The organism is Streptomyces sp. JH34, assembly GCF_029428875.1.
In the GTDB taxonomy this organism is placed as follows: domain Bacteria; phylum Actinomycetota; class Actinomycetes; order Streptomycetales; family Streptomycetaceae; genus Streptomyces.
Genome location: NZ_JAJSOO010000001.1, coordinates 535,009 through 550,687, shown reverse-complemented (window position 1 = coordinate 550,687; position 15,679 = coordinate 535,009). Strand labels below are relative to the sequence as shown.

General features: G+C 71.7%; 14 protein-coding genes. 9 read left to right on the top strand and 5 right to left on the bottom strand.

Going from position 1 to position 15,679, the window contains the following annotated elements:
* The first annotated feature begins 27 nt into the window (after positions 1–27).
* The gene (locus LWJ43_RS02660) at positions 28–456 is read left to right on the top strand and encodes a nuclear transport factor 2 family protein (RefSeq protein ID WP_277330636.1); all 429 of its coding nucleotides are present in this window, start codon (positions 28–30) and stop codon (positions 454–456) included.
* A gap of 92 nt (positions 457–548) precedes the next feature.
* Here the strand turns inward: LWJ43_RS02660 and LWJ43_RS02655 are convergent, their stop codons facing one another.
* Genes LWJ43_RS02655 through LWJ43_RS02640 form a run of 4 tightly spaced genes read right to left on the bottom strand, consistent with a single transcriptional unit; the run spans position 549 to position 5,126 of the window.
* Positions 549–1,820 carry a ketosynthase chain-length factor gene (locus tag LWJ43_RS02655; protein WP_277330635.1) on the bottom strand — a complete coding sequence of 424 codons (1,272 nt, stop codon included), beginning with the start codon at positions 1,818–1,820 and terminating at the stop codon, positions 549–551.
* A complete protein-coding gene (locus tag LWJ43_RS02650; protein WP_277330634.1) occupies positions 1,817–3,085 on the bottom strand; it encodes a beta-ketoacyl-[acyl-carrier-protein] synthase family protein in 1,269 nt (422 codons plus the stop codon). The genes LWJ43_RS02655 and LWJ43_RS02650 overlap by 4 nt, the downstream gene beginning before the upstream one ends.
* On the bottom strand, positions 3,082–4,062 hold the full coding sequence (rfbB, locus tag LWJ43_RS02645; RefSeq protein ID WP_277330633.1) for a dTDP-glucose 4,6-dehydratase: 981 nt from the start codon (positions 4,060–4,062) through the stop codon (positions 3,082–3,084). The genes LWJ43_RS02650 and rfbB overlap by 4 nt, the downstream gene beginning before the upstream one ends.
* Positions 4,059–5,126, bottom strand: a complete 1,068-nt coding sequence (locus LWJ43_RS02640) for a glucose-1-phosphate thymidylyltransferase (protein WP_277330632.1) — start codon at positions 5,124–5,126, stop codon at positions 4,059–4,061. Before LWJ43_RS02640 ends, rfbB begins: the two co-directional genes overlap by 4 nt.
* 194 nt (positions 5,127–5,320) lie before the next feature.
* Here LWJ43_RS02640 and LWJ43_RS02635 point away from each other — a divergent pair, with 194 nt between their 5' ends.
* A complete protein-coding gene (locus LWJ43_RS02635; protein ID WP_277330631.1) occupies positions 5,321–6,073 on the top strand; it encodes a TylF/MycF family methyltransferase in 753 nt (250 codons plus the stop codon).
* Between the two features lie 111 nt (positions 6,074–6,184).
* Here LWJ43_RS02635 and LWJ43_RS02630 read toward each other — a convergent pair whose 3' ends face one another.
* A complete protein-coding gene (locus LWJ43_RS02630) occupies positions 6,185–7,030 on the bottom strand; it encodes an AfsR/SARP family transcriptional regulator (RefSeq protein ID WP_277330630.1) in 846 nt (281 codons plus the stop codon).
* 539 nt (positions 7,031–7,569) lie between these two features.
* On the opposite strand from LWJ43_RS02630, the gene LWJ43_RS02625 reads away from it, so the two are divergent.
* From LWJ43_RS02625 to LWJ43_RS02595, 7 genes are all read left to right on the top strand, one after another.
* Positions 7,570–8,598 carry a class I SAM-dependent methyltransferase gene (locus LWJ43_RS02625; RefSeq protein WP_277330629.1) on the top strand — a complete coding sequence of 343 codons (1,029 nt, stop codon included), beginning with the start codon at positions 7,570–7,572 and terminating at the stop codon, positions 8,596–8,598.
* Positions 8,599–8,606: 8 nt separating this feature from the next.
* Complete coding sequence (locus LWJ43_RS02620; protein ID WP_277330628.1) at positions 8,607–9,356, top strand: NAD-dependent epimerase/dehydratase family protein; 750 nt, start codon at positions 8,607–8,609, stop codon at positions 9,354–9,356.
* Between the two features lie 131 nt (positions 9,357–9,487).
* Positions 9,488–10,561, top strand: coding sequence for a methyltransferase (locus LWJ43_RS02615; protein ID WP_277330627.1), 1,074 nt, complete (start codon positions 9,488–9,490; stop codon positions 10,559–10,561).
* 19 nt (positions 10,562–10,580) lie between these two features.
* Positions 10,581–11,762 (top strand): nucleotide disphospho-sugar-binding domain-containing protein, encoded by a 1,182-nt coding sequence (locus LWJ43_RS02610; RefSeq protein WP_277330626.1) that lies wholly within the window; start codon positions 10,581–10,583, stop codon positions 11,760–11,762.
* 10 nt (positions 11,763–11,772) lie between these two features.
* Entirely contained in the window at positions 11,773–13,293 is a 1,521-nt protein-coding gene (locus LWJ43_RS02605; RefSeq protein ID WP_277330625.1) for an FAD-dependent monooxygenase, read from the top strand.
* Positions 13,294–13,300: 7 nt separating this feature from the next.
* Complete coding sequence (locus tag LWJ43_RS02600) at positions 13,301–14,284, top strand: aldo/keto reductase family protein (RefSeq protein WP_277330624.1); 984 nt, start codon at positions 13,301–13,303, stop codon at positions 14,282–14,284.
* Positions 14,277–15,545 (top strand): AMP-binding protein, encoded by a 1,269-nt coding sequence (locus LWJ43_RS02595; protein ID WP_277330623.1) that lies wholly within the window; start codon positions 14,277–14,279, stop codon positions 15,543–15,545. The genes LWJ43_RS02600 and LWJ43_RS02595 overlap by 8 nt, the downstream gene beginning before the upstream one ends.
* Positions 15,546–15,679: the final 134 nt, after the last annotated feature.

Below are 15,679 nucleotides of genomic sequence, written 5' to 3'. Positions count from 1 at the left end.
GAACCGTCGAGAGAAAGAGGACTTCGCATGGATCTCGCCACCCTCCCGCAGGAACGGCTGCGCGCCGGCATCGAGCAGTTCTACGCCCGCCACATGCAGCTGCTGGACACCGGCCGCGCCGAGGAATGGGCGCGTACCTTCACGGAGGACGGCACCTTCGCCCTCCCGGGCCGCCCCGAGCCCAGCCGCGGCCGTGCCGAACTGGCCGAGGGGGCGAGCCGTGCGCATGCCGCCCAGCGTGCCGCCGGCGAGACCCATCGGCACTGGCACGGCATGCTCGACATCACGGCGCAGGACGACGGCACGGTCCGGGTGCGCTGCTACGCCCTGGTCGTGCTGACCCCCCGGGGCGGCGACCCCCGCCTGCACCGGGCCTGTGTCTGCGAGGACGTCCTGGTGGATGAGGGGGGCGAGTGGAAGGTGCGCGCCCGGGAAGTCACGCGCGACGGCGCCTGACGGATCCGCCGAAGGGTCCGGCCCGTCCCCCCGTACCACCCGGGGGGACGGGCCGGACCCTTCGGCGGATCCGCTGCGCCGCGCGCGGTTCCTCAGGCCGCGCGCGTGGTCCGGCCCGCCGGTGTTTCAGGGGGAGAGGGGACCGGACCCGCTCCGGGCGGCGCCGACACCGCCACCACGGAGTTGAACCCGCCGTGTCCCCGGCTGAGGACCAGCGCACGGCGCAGCGGTACCCGCCGGGGCGCGGTGACGAGGTCGAGCCGGTAGGCGTCGACCGGTTCGCGCACATGCACCGTCGGCGGGATCACCTGGTCGGCGAAGGAGAGCAGGGCGGTCGCCACGTCCAGCGGGCCGCTCCCTGCCGCCAGCCGTCCCGTCATCGTCTTCGGCGCGGTGACGGGCACGCCGTGCGGGCCGAACACGGCGGCGAGGGCGTCCGCCTCCTCGCGGTCGGGACCGGGGCTGCCGGCCGCGTCCGCGAAGACCACGTCCACGTCGGCCGGGTCCCACGCCGCATCCTCCAGGGCCCGGTGCACCGCCCGCTCCAGACCGGGCGGGCGGCCCGTCCCCGGTGGGGGATCGAAGGTGGACGCACAGCCGTCCAGCAGCCCGTGGACACGGGCGCCGCGCGCCCGGGCGGAGTCCTGGTCCTCGACGACCAGCAGTGCGCCGCCCTCCCCGAGCACGTGTCCGCAGGCGCGGGCGTCGAAGGGGAGGTAGGCGTCGGCGGGGTCCTCGCGGGTGCTGAGGCGCCCACCCGTCAGCTGGGCCGTCCAGCTCCACGGGCACAGCGAACCGTCCACCGCACCACCCAGGACCAGCGGGGTGCCGCCGCGGATCATCCGACGGGCCTGGGCGAGGGCATCGAGGCCGCCGGCACCGTCGGCCACCACGACGGAACCGGGCCCTCGCAGGCCGTGCCGGATGGAGACCTGCCCCGTGTTGACGGCGTAGAACCAGGCGAAGGACTGGTAGGCGCTCACATGGCCGCTGCCCTTGGACCACAGGTTCTCAAGCTCCCGCTGGCCGAATTCGAAACCGCCCGCCGTATTGGCGGTGACTACACCCATGGCGTATTCGGGCAGGGCCGCGGGGTCGAGTGCGGCGTCGGCGAGTGCCCAGCCGGCGGCCACCAGGGACAGCCGGGTCACCTCGTCGGTCTGCGGGATCAGCCGGTTGGGCAGCTCGGCCGACGCGTCGAACCCGCCGATCTGCCCGGCCAGCCGGGCGGGGTAGGACGCCGGGTCGAACCGGGTGACCCGCCCGATTCCGTTCTCGCCCCGCAGGGTGGCGGCCCAGTAGGCCTGCCGGCCCGCCCCGTTGGGGGCCAGTACGCCCATTCCGGTCAGCGCCGGGGATCTCATGACGCACGCTCCTCGGGGGCGGCGAGCACCATGGCGCTCTGGAAGCCGCCGAATCCGCTGCCCACGGTCAGCACCCTGTCCAGCGCCCTGTACCGGGCGCGCAGCGGCACGTAGTCCAGGTCGCACTCGGGGTCGGGCTCGTGCAGATTGGCGGTCGGCGGGACGACGCCGTGCCGAAGGGCCAGCGCACAGGCGGCGATCTCGATCGCGCCGATCGCCCCGAGCGAGTGCCCCACCATCGACTTGATGGAACTGACGGGGACGGCGTACGCGTGCTCGCCGAGCGCGGCCTTGAACGCGGCTGTCTCGTGACGGTCGTTCTGCTTGGTGCCCGAGCCGTGCGCGTTCACGTAGTCGACGTCGGCGGGGCGGGCGCCCGCCTCGGCGAGCGCCCGCCGGATGGCCTCGGCCATCTCCCTGCCGTCCGGGCGCAGGCCCGTCATGTGGAAGGCGTTGCAGCGGGAGGCGAAGCCGGTGATCTCGGCGTAGGGACGCGCCCCTCGGCGTACCGCGTGCTCGTACTCCTCCAGGACGAACATCGCGGATCCCTCGCCCAGGACGAAGCCGTTCCGGGTGGCGTCGAAGGGGCGTGAGGCGTGCTCCGGGTCGTCGTTGCGCGGGGTGGTCGCCTTGATGGCGTCGAAGCAGGCCAGGGTGATCGGGGAGATCGGCGCGTCGGTCGCCCCGGCCACCATCACATCGGCGCTGCCCTCCAGGATCAGGCCGCGGGCGTGGGCGACCGCGTCGAGCCCGGAGGTGCAGCCGGTCGAGACGACCGAAGCGGGACCCTCCGCACGTACCCGCCAGGCCACCTCGGCGGCCATCGAACTCGGGACGAGGTGGTCGTAGAGGTGGGGTACGGCGTAGGTGTGGTCGACGAGCCAGTCCCGGCCGCCGTCGCTGACCGCGGTGTACTCGCGCTCCAGGCTGGTGGTACAGCCGACTGCGCTGCCGACCGTGACTCCCACCCGTGTGGGGTCGGTGCGGTGGAACTCCAGGCCGGCGTCGGCGACGGCCTCGTCGGTGGCGACCGCCGCGAACTGGGTGGCCCGGTCCATCCGCCGGGTCTCCTTGTGGGTCAGTCCGTGCGGGGCGGGGTCGAAGTCGCACTCGGCGGCGATACGCGACCGGAACGGGGAGGCGTCGAAGAGGGAGATGGAGCGGGTCGCCGTGCGACCCGAGGTGATCAGCTCCCAGAACGCCTTGGTGCCGGTGCCGCCGGGGGCCACCACACCCATTCCCGTGAGCACGACACGCCTGTTCATCGGGCCTCCTGGGCGGTGCGGGTGAGCGGTTGCCACCACGCCCGGTGGGCGCGGTACCAGTCGACGACGCCGGCCAGCCCGGCGTCGAGCGGGATGCGGGGAGCGAAGCCGAGCGTGTCCCGGATCAGGGAGTCGTCCACTGCGTACCGCCGGTCGTGGCCCTTGCGGTCCTCGACCCTGCGCACCCGGCTCCAGTCGGCGCCGCACAGGCGCAGCAGGTCGCGGGTCATGTCCTCGTTGGACCGCGCGACGCCGGCGATGTTGTAGGCCGTGCCCGGCGCTCCCTCGTCCAGGACGAGCTGGACGGCGCGGCAGTGGTCGTCCACGTGGATCCATTCGCGTACATGGCGGCCGTCCCCGTACAGCGGCACCTGGAGTCCGTCCAGGAGACGGGTGACGAAGTGCGGGAGCAGCTTCTCCGGGTGCTGGTGGGGGCCGTAGTTGTTGGAGCAGCGGGTGACCGAGACGTCGAGTCCGTGGGTGCGCCAGTAGGCGCGCGCCATGAGGTCCGCACCCGCCTTCGAGGCCGCGTAGGGGGAGTTGGGTTCCAGCGGATGGTCCTCGGTCCAGGAGCCCTCGTCGATGGAGCCGTAGACCTCGTCGGTCGACACGTGCACCACCTTCCGCGGCCCGGTGCGCACGCAGCAGTCGAGCAGGTTCTGCGTACCGACCACGTTCGTACGGGCGAAGAGGGACGCGTCGTGGATGGAACGGTCCACGTGCGACTCGGCCGCGAAGTGCACCACCGCGTCGTGTCCCGGCAGCAGGTCGAGCAGCGGTCGCCGGTCGCAGACGTCGCCCCGGACCAGCGTCAGCCGGGGGTGGGTCATCGGCAGGTTGGCGGTGCTGCCCGCGTAGGTGAGCTTGTCCAGAACGGTGACGTGGGCCTGCTCGTACCCGGCGTAGGCGCCGGACAGCAGGCTGCGCACGTAGTGCGACCCGATGAAACCGGCGCCGCCGGTGACGAGGACCCTCATGCGACGACTTCGAGTTCGGTGTGGTCGCCCACCACGAGACGGTGGCGGCCCGTGCCGTTCACGGGGGCGCCCACCCGGGCCGAGCGGCCGATGACCGAGCGGTGGATGCCGTTGACGTCGGTGACGGTCGCGTCCTGCAGCATGATCGAGTGGGAGATCCCCGCGTCGGTGAGCACGCAGTTCGCGCCGACGGCGGTGTGCGGGCCGACATAGCTGTCCTCGATCACGCAGCCCGCACCGATGATCAGTGGTCCGCGCAGGTGGGAGCGGATGATGCGGGCGCCGGGCTCCACGACGACCGGACCGAGCACGGTGCTCGCCGCGTCGACTGAACCGCGGACGGACGTCGTGACGTGGTCGAGCAGGAGCTGATTGCAGTCGAGGATGTCCTCGACGCGCCCGGTGTCCTTCCACCAGTCGGGCAACCGCACCGCCCGCACCTCGCTGCCCCGGTCGATCAGGGCCTGGATGGCGTCGGTGATCTCCCACTCGCCGCGCGTGCTGGGCCGGATGCGGGCGATGGCGTCGTGGATCTCCGGAGTGAAGAAGTAGGCGCCGGTCACGGCGAGGTCGCTCCTCGGCTCGCGCGGCTTCTCCTGGAGTCCGAGCACCCGGCCGTCCGGGGCGGTCACGGCGACGCCGTACTCCTGGGGGCTGTCCACGGCGGTCACGGCGACCTGGGCGGCAGGCCGGTCCCGGCGGAAGGCGTCGGCGAGCGCGTGGACGCCGTCGGCGAAGATGTTGTCCCCGAGGTACATCAGGAAGTCGTCGTCCGCCAGGAACTCCCGCGCGACCAGCACGCAGTGGGCCAGGCCGAAGGGCGCCTCCTGGGGCAGGTAGGTGATCCGCAGGCCGAAGCGCCCGCCGTCCCCCACCGCCTCCTCGATCTCCTTGTGCCAGTCCCCCACGATGATGCCGACGTCCGTGACACCGGCCCGCGCGATGTCCTCCAGGCCGCGGCACAGCACCGGTTTGTTCGCGAGGGGGACCAGCTGTTTCGGCATGGAGTGGGTGAGCGGGCGCAGGCGCGTCCCCATTCCGCCGGCCAGAACCAGAGCCTTCACATGAATCCCTCTTTCCCGTCGCCGGGTCCGGATGGGCAGATGGGGTCCTTGGTAACGCGCCGCCCCCACAAAGCGGGTCGAGCGGGACTCGAACGCGCCCGGCTCCCCCATCTCGAGCGGACTTCGAGCTGGTGCTGAGGAAGCGTTTCTACGGTGGGCCCCTCACCAGGGCCGGCGAACGCGCAGGAGGAAGCATGCTCTCAAAGGGTGGCGAGCTCTATCTGGACCTCATGAAACGAGTGCTCGCGAACGTGATCTACGAGGACGCTCCGGTGGGGTGGTACGGCGACCTCGACGGTTACGACACGAGCGCCCGCTCACAGGGACTCGACCTGCCCACGACGGCGCACACGATGGTCGGCCTGAAGCGTCTGGCCAACGTGCAGTCGTGTGTCGAGCGGGTGATCCGCGACAAGGTCCCCGGCGACCTGATCGAGACGGGGGTGTGGCGTGGCGGGGTCTGCATCCTGATGCGCGCGGTGCTGGAAGCGTACGGAGTGCGGGACCGCCGGGTGTGGGTGGCGGACTCGTTCGAGGGTGTGCCCGTCGTGCACTCCGCGAGTCATCCGCTGGACCGGGACATGGCGCTGCACCGCATCAACGGCGTTCTGAAGATCTCCCAGGAGGAGGTACGGGAGAACTTCTCCCGCTACGGACTGCTGGACGGCCAGGTCGAGTTCCTGGCGGGGTGGTTCAACGAGAGCCTGCCCGGCGCACCCGTCGACTCCCTCGCGGTGATGCGACTGGACGGGGATCTCTACGAGTCGACGATGGACGCGCTGACCCACCTGTATCCGAAGCTGTCGGTGGGCGGGTTCGTCATCGTCGACGACTACAACATCGAGCCCTGCCGGCAGGCGGTGTGGGACTACCGCGGTCGGCACGGCGTCGAGGAGCCCATCGAGCCCGTCGACACCTGCGGGGTGTACTGGCGCAGGACCGGGTGAGGAGCGGCCGGCCCCGGAGCGCGCCCATGGGGGCGGGCGACCAGGGTCGTGGCCGGCTCGTGCGGGTGGGGGGAGGCGGAGCGGTGAGAGGCGGATGTGGGTGGGGAGCGGTCAGCTGGCCCGCCGGGTGACCCACGGCTCACGGCCGGGGGTGGTGGGGGCGAACCGGTCGAGCAGCAGGTTGCCTTCGGTGGGGACCGCCCCGTGGTCGAGGGCGGGATCGGCCGCGAGCATCGCCCGGTGCAGGGCCTGGATCTTGAGTGAGGGCTCCAGGCCCAGTTCGTCGACGAGCCGCTCGCGCAACCGCCGGAACACGTCCAGAGCGTCCGGGCAGCGGCCGCAGCGGTACAGCGCGAGCATGTACTGGGCGTGCAGGTTCTCGTTCCTGGGGTACTGGGCGGCCAGCCCGGCCAGTTCGCCCGGAAGCTGGTCGTGCAGGGCGAGACGGAGCTTGGCGTCGACCACCTGCATCTGCACCGTGAGCCGGTTCTCCTCCAGGCGCCGTATCTCCGCGGACAGCAGCGGTCCCGCCTGGATGTCGACGAGCGGCGGTCCGCTCCACAGGTCGAGGGCCTCGGTCAGCAACCGGACGGCTCTCTCGTCCTCACCCTCGATGAACGCGTGCTGGCCCTCGGCGGCCAACCGGGCGAACTCGTTGACGTCGACGGAGCGTTGACTGAGGTTCAGCTGGTATCCGCCGAACTTGGTGACGAGGATCCGCCGGGCGACGTCCGCGGGGGACAGACCCAGGGCGCGGCCGAGGAGCCTGCGGGCCTGGAGGACGTATGTCTGGAGCGTGGTCTGGACACTGGCGGGCGGGTTGTCGCCCCACAGTTCCCGGGCCATCGCCGTGGTGGGCACGATGTGGTTCGCCTGCATGACCAGCAAGGCGATGATCTTGCGCGGCTTGGGGGCAGTGAGTTCGTCCGCCAGGTTGGGGTGGTCGGACGTCCGCAAGCCGAGTGAACCAAGTAACTGAAACTCGATGCGTTCCGTGCAGTAGCCGTAGATCACTATGGCCCCGATTCCGGTCGTCGAGATTGATGCCTGAGGCTGGTTTGAAGCCTGAGGCTAGTTTCATGAGATTAGTCTCGTGAGTCAAGCGCGTTCCGGTCGGCCTTCATTGCCTCCGTAATGGTCCTCCGGCGTATGCACTCCATGGCCTGCCCCTGCCAGGTCGGCGCGAAGTCGCCGGTCCCGGGGGTGGCATTGCGTCCGCCGCGGAACACGGGCGGTAGCGATCCGGCCGCGGCGCCTCTGGGCGAGGGTCCGGGTGGTCAGTGCAATCGGTCAAGCGTTCGACATGTTTTCGCTCAGAATTGTGACATAAAGTTATGGGTCGATCACCCGTCGGTCTGGGCGGAATTTGATGTACTTCGCAGCTTCGGACCTCCGGCACCCGTCCGGCTCCACCGGCTCTCGAGCGGATTCCCAGCTGCCAGCCACAGGATCCGGAAGCGAACGGGCAGCGCGCCTTCTCACGCCGGGAGAGATCGATGACCGAGGACCACGTACCCACTGTCACCCGCCAGGCCCTGCTGACCATGATGTCCGCGGTGCGCAGGACGGGCATCCTCCGCGCCGGGGTCGAACTGCGGGTGTTCGACGCCGTGGCCGGCGCGCCGGCCGGCCCGGACGAGGTCGCGGCCTTCTGCGGAACCGACCCGCGCGGCATGCGCATCCTGCTCAACGCCCTGGCCGCGACAGGCCTGCTGGTGAAGGACGGCGATCGGTTCTCGCTCGCGCCGGGCGCCGACAGCACCCTGGTCACCACCCACCCCGACTACTACGGCGACGCCGTGCGGCTCGCCGCCAGCGACTACGAGTGGGACGCGATCAAGCGCCTCGGTGACGCGGTGCGCTCGGGCGGTTCCGTGATGGAGGTGAACGCCGAGACACCCGCGTACACGTTCTGGGAGGACTTCGCCGCGCTGGGCACCCTGAACACCCCGCCGATCGCGGAACTGGTCGCCCGCCACGTGCTGCCCGGGACGAGGGAGCGGGACGAGGTGAAGGTACTCGACGTCGCCTGCGGGCACGGGCTCTACGGGTACACCCTGGCCGGTCACGATCCCCGCGCCCGGATCTGGTCCCTGGACTGGCCCAACGTACTGGCCGTCACCGAGACCAACGCGGAGAAGCTCGGGGTGCGCGACCGCGCGCACTTCATCCCCGGTGACATGTTCGAGGTATCGCTGGGAGGGCCGTACGACGTGGTCGTCGTCGCCAACGTCCTGCACCACTTCTCCACCGAGCGGGCGAAGGAGCTGCTGGCCAGGATGGCCGACGCGGTCCGGCCCGGCGGACAGCTCGTCGCCATCGCGATCAGCACCAGCGACGAGCCGCCGCACCTGGACCCCGTCCCGCACCTGTTCTCGGCGCTGATGCTGGCCTGGACCTCGGAGGGGCAGGTCCACCCCCTCTCCGACTACGAGGAGATGGTCACCGCCGCAGGTTTCGCACCACCGAAGGTCCACGGCCTCCCGCACAACCCGCTGCGCGTGCTCATCGCCGACCGTGTCTGAGAGGTGTCATGGAGATCGTCGGGCACGGGTTCCTCGCCGGCCGGCTCGCGCCCCTGGCGCCCGCGCACCCCGGGACCGTCGTTTTCGCGGCCGGGGTCTCGAGCGCCCACAGCACCTCCGAGCCGGAGTTCGCCCGTGAGGCGGACCTGCTCTACCAGGTGCTGGAACGTTGCCGCGAGGACCACCTGCGGCTGGTGTACTTCTCCACCTGCGGAAGCGGCATGTACGGCGCCGGGGGCCACGGCGACGAGGAGGGCCCGGTCTTTCCCAGCTCACCCTACGGACGGCACAAGCTGTCGATGGAGGGCGTGCTCCGCGCCTCCGGGGTGGAGACGCTCGTCCTCCGCCTCGCCTACACGGTGGGCTGGGGCCAGCGCCCGCACCAACTGGTCCCGTCCCTGCTCGCACAGATCCGTGCGGGGGCGGTACGCGTGCACCACGGCGCCCGGCGGGACATGATCCACGTGGCCGACGTCGTCACCATCGTCGACGCCCTGCTCGCCAAGGGGGTGTCGCACGACGTGGTCAACGTCGCCTCCGGGCACGCCGTACCGATCGAGGAGATCGTCGGCCATCTGGAGGCCCGGCTCGGCACCGTGGCGCACAAGCACGTCCAGCACGTCACGGGCGACCGTCCCGTCTCGAACGAGAAGCTTCTCGCCCTCCTACCCGCCGAAGCCCGCCCAGGGTTCGCCCCGGGCTACTACCGGACGGTGATCGACCGGTACCTGGCGGGACGGAACGAGGCCCCCGCGTGACAGCCCGGGGGTCCCGCCGGCGCGGCAGGGCCGACCCGCCCGGCCGGCCGTGCCCCCGTCCACGCGGCCGGGCCGTCACCACCGGTCCGCACCGCGGCACGGATCTCACGCCACCCACCGAAAGGCCCGACATGACGACCGTGACCACTCCGACGCAGATCGCCGATCCGGCATCGGCGGCCCGGACCCTCCTGCGGCTGAACACCGCTTACTTCCAGTCGAAGGTGCTGCAGAGCGCCGTAGAACTGGGCCTGTTCGCGCTGCTCGCCGAAGAACCCGCCACCGCCGAGACCGTCTTCGACCGGCTGGGCGTGCGCGCCCGGCCCGGAGCCGACTTCCTGGACGCCCTGGTCGGCCTGGGCCTGCTGGAGCGCAAGGACGGCCGTTACTCCAACAAGCCGGAGGCGGCCGTGTTCCTGGTTCCGGACGCACCGGGCTATCTGGGCGGGAGCATCGCCCAGCACGCCCGGCGCCATTACCGGTCCTGGGCGTCCCTGACCGACGTGCTGAGGAACGGACCGGCCGACGACAGCCCGCCCGCCACGGCCGGCGGTGACACCGCCAAGGTCCAGCTGGACTTCCACAAGGATTTCGAGAACCTGGACAACGTGCGGCGGCTGATGGGGCACATGGACGCCTTCAACACGTTCGTCGCCCACGAGCTCGGCCGGTGCGTGGACTGGTCCCGGCACCGAACGTTCCTCGACGTGGGCGGGGCGCGCGGCAACGTCGCCGCACACCTGGTCCGCACCCATGGGCATCTGCGCGGAGGCGTGTTCGACCTGCCCGCGGTCCGCCCCCTGTTCGACGAACACATGGCGGCTCTGGGTACGGCCTCGCAGGTCGGATTCACGGCGGGCGACTTCTTCGACGACCCGCTGCCCGAGTCCGACGTGGTGATCCTCGGACATGTCCTGCACGACTGGCCCCCGGCCGCCCGCGAGCGGCTGCTGGCACGCGTCTTCGACGCCGTGCGGCCCGGCGGGAGCGTCGTCGTCTACGACGCGATGCTCTCGGACGAGCGCGACGACGCCGTCGCTCTCCTGCAGAGCCTGAACTGCTCGATCATGCGGGACGGCGGATCCGAGTACACCGTGGCGGAGTGCCGCGGATACGCGGAGCGCGCGGGTTTCCGGTTCGAGTCGGCCGAGAGGGTGGAGAGCCTGACCGGCGACCGGGTCCTCATCGCGTCCAAGCCCTCCTGACCTTCCCAGGGAGTTTCCCATGCGTGTCCTGCTGACCACCGCGGCCTGGCCGTCGCACTACATGTTCATGGTCCCGCTCGCCTGGGCCTTCCGCGCCGCCGGGCACGAGGTGCGGGTCGCGGCCCAGCCGCACGTGGTGGAGACCGTGCTGAAGTCGGGCCTGACCGCGGTACCCGTGGGCCCTGACGTCGACTTCGCCCAGCTGCACCGGAAGTTCGTCGCCGAGACCGACCCCGCCCAGTACCGGAGCCGGGACGCCATCATCACGATCTTCCACCGGGTCGCGGAGATGATGGCACCCGATCTCGTCCGGTTCGCCGAGTCGTGGAAGCCCGACCTCGTCGTCCGGGACCCGGTGGCCTTCGCGGCGTCCGTCGCCGCCGAGGTGGCCGGCGCCCCGCTGGTGCGGCACGCGTGGGGTCCCGACGTGTACGCTACCGACCCCGGGAAGTGGCTCGCCCACCACGTCCTGGAACGGCTCGGCCCCACATACGAGTTGTACGGGGTACGGCCGCCCGACTCCTTCGACCGGCTCGCCGTCGATCCGACCCCGCCGAGCCTGCGCCTCGACGCCCCCGGCCCGTCGCTGCCACTGCGCTACGTGCCCTACAACGGGCCGGGCGTGGTGCCGCCCTGGGTCCTCGAAGCACCGAGCCGCCCCAGGGTCTGCGTCACGTGGGGCACCTTCACGTCCACCGCGACGGACCAGCCGGACATGTTCCTGGTCCCGACGGTGCTCGACGCGCTCGCCGGCCTGGACGTGGAGCCCGTCGTCGCGGTGACCGGGGCGGAGCGGGAGCTGCTGGGCGACGTGGGGGGCCGGGCCAGGATCGTGCAGGACCTTCCCATCCACACGGTGCTGCCCAGCTGCTCCGCCGTGATCCACCACGGCGGCGCGACGACCGTCCTGTCCGCGGCCCGCTTCGGAGTGCCCCAGCTGACCATGCCGCATCTGTTCGAGCAACGCCTCAACTCGGACCTGCTGGAGGCGACCGGTGCCTGCGTCCAGCTCACCGCGGCGCACGCCGACGCCGAGGCCGTCGGGGCCGCGGTGACGGAGCTGCTCCGCCAGGACGCGCCGTACGCGGCGGCCTCGCGCGGGCTGCGGGACGAGATCCAGGCCATGCCGTCCCCGCCCGAGACCGTCGCCCTCATCGAGGAGACGGTCCTGCGCGGTGCGCGCGCGGACACCGGAGACTGAGGAGACCCCCATGGAGTACGACGTCGTCGTGGCGGGCAGCGGGCCGGTCGGCCTGACGCTCGCCTGCGAGCTGCGGCTGGCCGGTGTCCGGGTGCTGGTGGTCGACCGGCTCGCGGAGCCGGCGGGCCATGACCGGGCCGGCGTGCTGCACACCCGCACGGTGGAATGCCTGGACATCCGCGGACTGCTGGACCGGTTCGAGGAGGGCGCGGACACGGTGTCCGGACTGCCGTTCGCCGGGATCTTCAGCAAGGGGCTCGACCACGGGACGCTCGACACCGGGCATCCGTACAGCCTCCTGGTCCCTCAGTCGCGTACCGAGGAACTGCTCGCCGTCCGCGCGGCCGAGCTCGGCGTGCCGATCCGGCGCGGGCACGAGGTCGTCGCGCTGCGCCAGGACCCCGACGGGGTGAGCGTCGGCGTCCGCACCGCGGACGGCGACGAGGAGGTGCGTGCCCGCTACCTGGTGGGGTGCGACGGGGGACGCAGCACGGTGCGCCGCCTCGCGGGCATCTCCTTCCCCGGCTTCATCGCCTCGGTGAGCGCCATGATCGGTTACGTCACGCTCCCGGAGAAGGACGTCCCCCGCCGTTGGCAGCGGACCCGGACCGGCGTGGTCGTGCTCGCCTTCCCCCCGGAGGGCGGAACGGGCCGCGTGGTGGTCATCGAGTACGGCCGTGAGCATCCGTCCCCACAGGATCCGGTGACCCTGGAGGAACTGCGGGCCGGAGTCCGCCGGGTGTACGGACGGGAACTCGGCCTCACGGAACCGGTGTCGTGGATGTCCCGGTTCAGTGACGCCACCCGGCAGGCCGAGCGGTACCGCTCCGGGCGGGTCCTCCTCGCCGGGGACGCCGCCCACATCCACTTCCCGATCGGCGGGCAGGGCCTGAACACCGGCGTCCACGACGCCATGAACCTCGGCTGGAAGCTCGCGGCGGAGATCAACGGATGGGCACCGGAGGGACTCCTCGACTCGTACCACGAGGAACGCCACCGGGCCGGGGAGCGGGTGCTGCTGTACACCCGCGCCCAGCTCGCGCTGATGAACCCGGACGAGCACCATGTGACAGCCCTGCGGGCGGTCTTCGAGGAACTGCTCGGGCTCCAGGACACCAACCGGCTCCTGACCGCCGCGCTCAACGGAGTCGACGTCCGGTACGGCGGTGCGGCGGAGGAAAGCGGGACGCCGGAGGGCGGAGGTGATCCGGAGCCACGGCACCCGCTGGACGGACTGTTCGCCCCGGACCTCGTCCTCGAAGGTGAGCACGGGCGCAGCCGTCTGGCGGAACTGCTGCACACGGGACGCGGAGTGCTCCTCGACCTGACCGAGGGCGGGACACCGGCCAAGGCCGCCCGCCCCTGGCAACACCGCATCGACGTGGTCCGGGCGCGATGCCCGGAGGCAGCGCCCGCCGGGGCGCTGCTCGTGCGGCCCGACGGCCATGTGGCCTGGGCGGCGGACGACGGGACCGAACGCGGGCTGCGCGAGGCGCTGGCCCGGTGGTTCGGGACCCAGGACGGGAGGTAGGACGACGATGGAACACCGGTACCTGGGGCGCAGCGGACTGCGCATCAGCGAGATCGTCTTCGGCAATCTGCTCTATCCGCAGGACAGCACACCCGACGGGACGGTGCTCGCCTGTCTGCGCACGGCGCTGGACGAGGGCATCACGACGTTCGACACCGCGGACATCTACGGGATGGGGCGTTCGGAGGAGCTCCTGGGCAGGGCCCTCGCCGGCGAGCCGCGTGACGGGGTGGTGATCTGCACCAAGGTCTTCTTCCCGGCGGGTAACGGGCCGAACGGCTCGGGACTCTCCCGAAAACACGTCCGCGAAGGCCTCGAAGCCTCGTTGCGGCGGCTGGGCACCGACTACGTCGACCTCTACACGGCCCACCGCTACGACCCGAACACCCCGCTGGAAGAGACCATGCTCGCCTTCGCGGACCTGGTGCGCGCCGGCAAGGTCCTCTACATGGGGGTCTCGGAATGGACCCCCGAGCAGATCGGCGAGGCGGCGGCACTGGCGAAGGAGCTGGGTGTCCACCTCGTCTACAACATGCCCCAGTACTCGGCGCTCTGGCGTGAGCCCGAGGCGCGGGTGATGCCCGCCTGTGAGCGCCTGGGCATCGGGGTGGTGCCCTACTTCACCCTCGCCCAGGGGGTGCTGAGCGGAAAGTACCTGCCCGGAAAGCCGGCACCCGAGGACTCGCGGGGCGGTGCCGAGCTGGTCGGCGGCCGTGCCAAGTTCATGCGGCGCTTCCTCGTGGACGACGTACTCGAGCGGGTCCAGCGGCTGGCGGGGCCGGCCTCGGAGGCGGGGCTGACGCTCCCGCAGCTCGCCATCGCCTGGGTGCTGCGGCAGCCGGGCGTGGCGGGCGCCGTCATCGGGGCGTCCCGGCCGGAGCAGGTGAGGGAGAACGCCGCGGCCTCCGGGGTGGAACTCGCCCCCGGCCTGGTGGAGCGGATCGACGAGGTGCTCGGCCCGGTAGCGGAGTACGGGGCGGCCGATGCGTGAGCTGACCGATACCGGTGCCCTGGAGGACCGGCTGCGTGCCAGGCCGCCTGCCCACTATGTGACCGAGCTCTTCACCGGGCTCCACCGGTGGTCCGGCCGGATCGCGCTGCGGGCGGGGAAGCGGCAGGTGACGTTCGACGAGCTGCTGGCCCAGAGCTACCGGATCGCCCGCGCGCTGGAGCGGATGGGGCACAGCCGCCATGAGGGCATCGTGTGCCTCACGGCCAACTCGCCGGAGATGGTTTCCCTGCGGCTGGCCGCCCACCTGCTGGGCAGCCGCTTCACCGCGCTCAACGTCAACGTGCCGGGAGATGTGACGGGCTGGCGCGGGATCCTCGCCGCCACACGGCCTGCGGTCTTCCTGGTGGACCGGCGGGGCGCCGAGGTGCTGGGGGAGCCGGTCCCCGGGACGCTGACGCTGGGTGTGCCGGAGGCGGGGTGCGACCTGCTGGCCCAGGCCGCCGAGGAGTCCGGGGAGCCGTTGGCGCCGCGTGCCCGGGAGGAGGACATCGCCCTGCTGGTCCATTCGCACGGTACGACGGGCCCCCGGCGGGGCGCCGTCCACCGGTTCTCCGCGATGGACGTCAACTGGCGCCGCCCGGAGGAGGGCGCACTCGGCGATTTTCCGGCCGGGATCACCACCCTGGCGGTCAGCCCGCTGGCGGGGAACGCGGGGGAGGTCGCGCTCATGCTCCTCAGGCAGGGCTGCACCGCCCTGCTCATGGACGACTTCGACCCGGGCCGGGTGCTCGCCACCGTCGAGGCCGAGCGGATCACCAGCATGTACCTGCTGTCCGAACACCTGCAGCGGCTGCTCGCCCACCCGGACGTCGGCCGGACGGACCTGTCGAGCCTGCGCTATGTGCCGTACGGCAACGCGCCTGTCCCGGCCGATACCGTGCGGCGGGCGATCGAGGTCTTCGGTCCGGTCCTGACACAGAACTACCTCAGCAGCGAGATCCGGGCCATCACCCTCCTGCGGCAGGAGGACCATCTGGCCGCCTCGACGAGCCGGCCGGAGCTGCTGCGGTCCGTCGGACGGGCGCTGCCCGAGGTGGAGATCCGGATCCGCGGGCCCCGGGGCGAGCCGCTTCCCCGCGGCGTGTGCGGCGAGGTCTGGCTGCGCGCTCCGCACATGATGAGCGGCTACTGGCGCGAACCGGCCGAGACGGCCCGGGTCCTGCGAGGAGGCTGGCTGCACTCCGGCGACCGGGGCCGGCTGGACGAGGAGGGCTACCTCTATCTCACAGGCCGAGCCTGAAGGAGGCGGGCAGTCCGTCCTGCCGCCCGGCCGCGGTCGCGGCCCCCGGCCGGGTCCCGCCGGTCCTCCCGCACCACGGCGGAGGGGCGTCCCGCTCGCGCGGGACGCCCCTCCGCCCTTGTCCGTGGGTGCTA

Excerpts from the sequence above, each read along its gene's own strand:
- LWJ43_RS02660 (WP_277330636.1), top strand. The coding sequence starts at position 28 with ATGGATCTCGCCACCCTCCCGCAGGAACGGCTGCGCGCCGGCATCGAG.
- LWJ43_RS02655 (WP_277330635.1), bottom strand. The coding sequence starts at position 1,820 with ATGAGATCCCCGGCGCTGACCGGAATGGGCGTACTGGCCCCCAACGGG.
- LWJ43_RS02610 (WP_277330626.1), top strand. The coding sequence starts at position 10,581 with ATGCGTGTCCTGCTGACCACCGCGGCCTGGCCGTCGCACTACATGTTC.
- LWJ43_RS02620 (WP_277330628.1), top strand. The coding sequence starts at position 8,607 with ATGGAGATCGTCGGGCACGGGTTCCTCGCCGGCCGGCTCGCGCCCCTG.
- LWJ43_RS02600 (WP_277330624.1), top strand. The coding sequence starts at position 13,301 with ATGGAACACCGGTACCTGGGGCGCAGCGGACTGCGCATCAGCGAGATC.
- LWJ43_RS02595 (WP_277330623.1), top strand. The coding sequence starts at position 14,277 with ATGCGTGAGCTGACCGATACCGGTGCCCTGGAGGACCGGCTGCGTGCC.
- LWJ43_RS02635 (WP_277330631.1), top strand. The coding sequence starts at position 5,321 with ATGCTCTCAAAGGGTGGCGAGCTCTATCTGGACCTCATGAAACGAGTG.
- LWJ43_RS02650 (WP_277330634.1), bottom strand. The coding sequence starts at position 3,085 with ATGAACAGGCGTGTCGTGCTCACGGGAATGGGTGTGGTGGCCCCCGGC.
- LWJ43_RS02605 (WP_277330625.1), top strand. The coding sequence starts at position 11,773 with ATGGAGTACGACGTCGTCGTGGCGGGCAGCGGGCCGGTCGGCCTGACG.
- LWJ43_RS02625 (WP_277330629.1), top strand. The coding sequence starts at position 7,570 with ATGACCGAGGACCACGTACCCACTGTCACCCGCCAGGCCCTGCTGACC.
- LWJ43_RS02615 (WP_277330627.1), top strand. The coding sequence starts at position 9,488 with ATGACGACCGTGACCACTCCGACGCAGATCGCCGATCCGGCATCGGCG.
- rfbB (WP_277330633.1), bottom strand. The coding sequence starts at position 4,062 with ATGAGGGTCCTCGTCACCGGCGGCGCCGGTTTCATCGGGTCGCACTAC.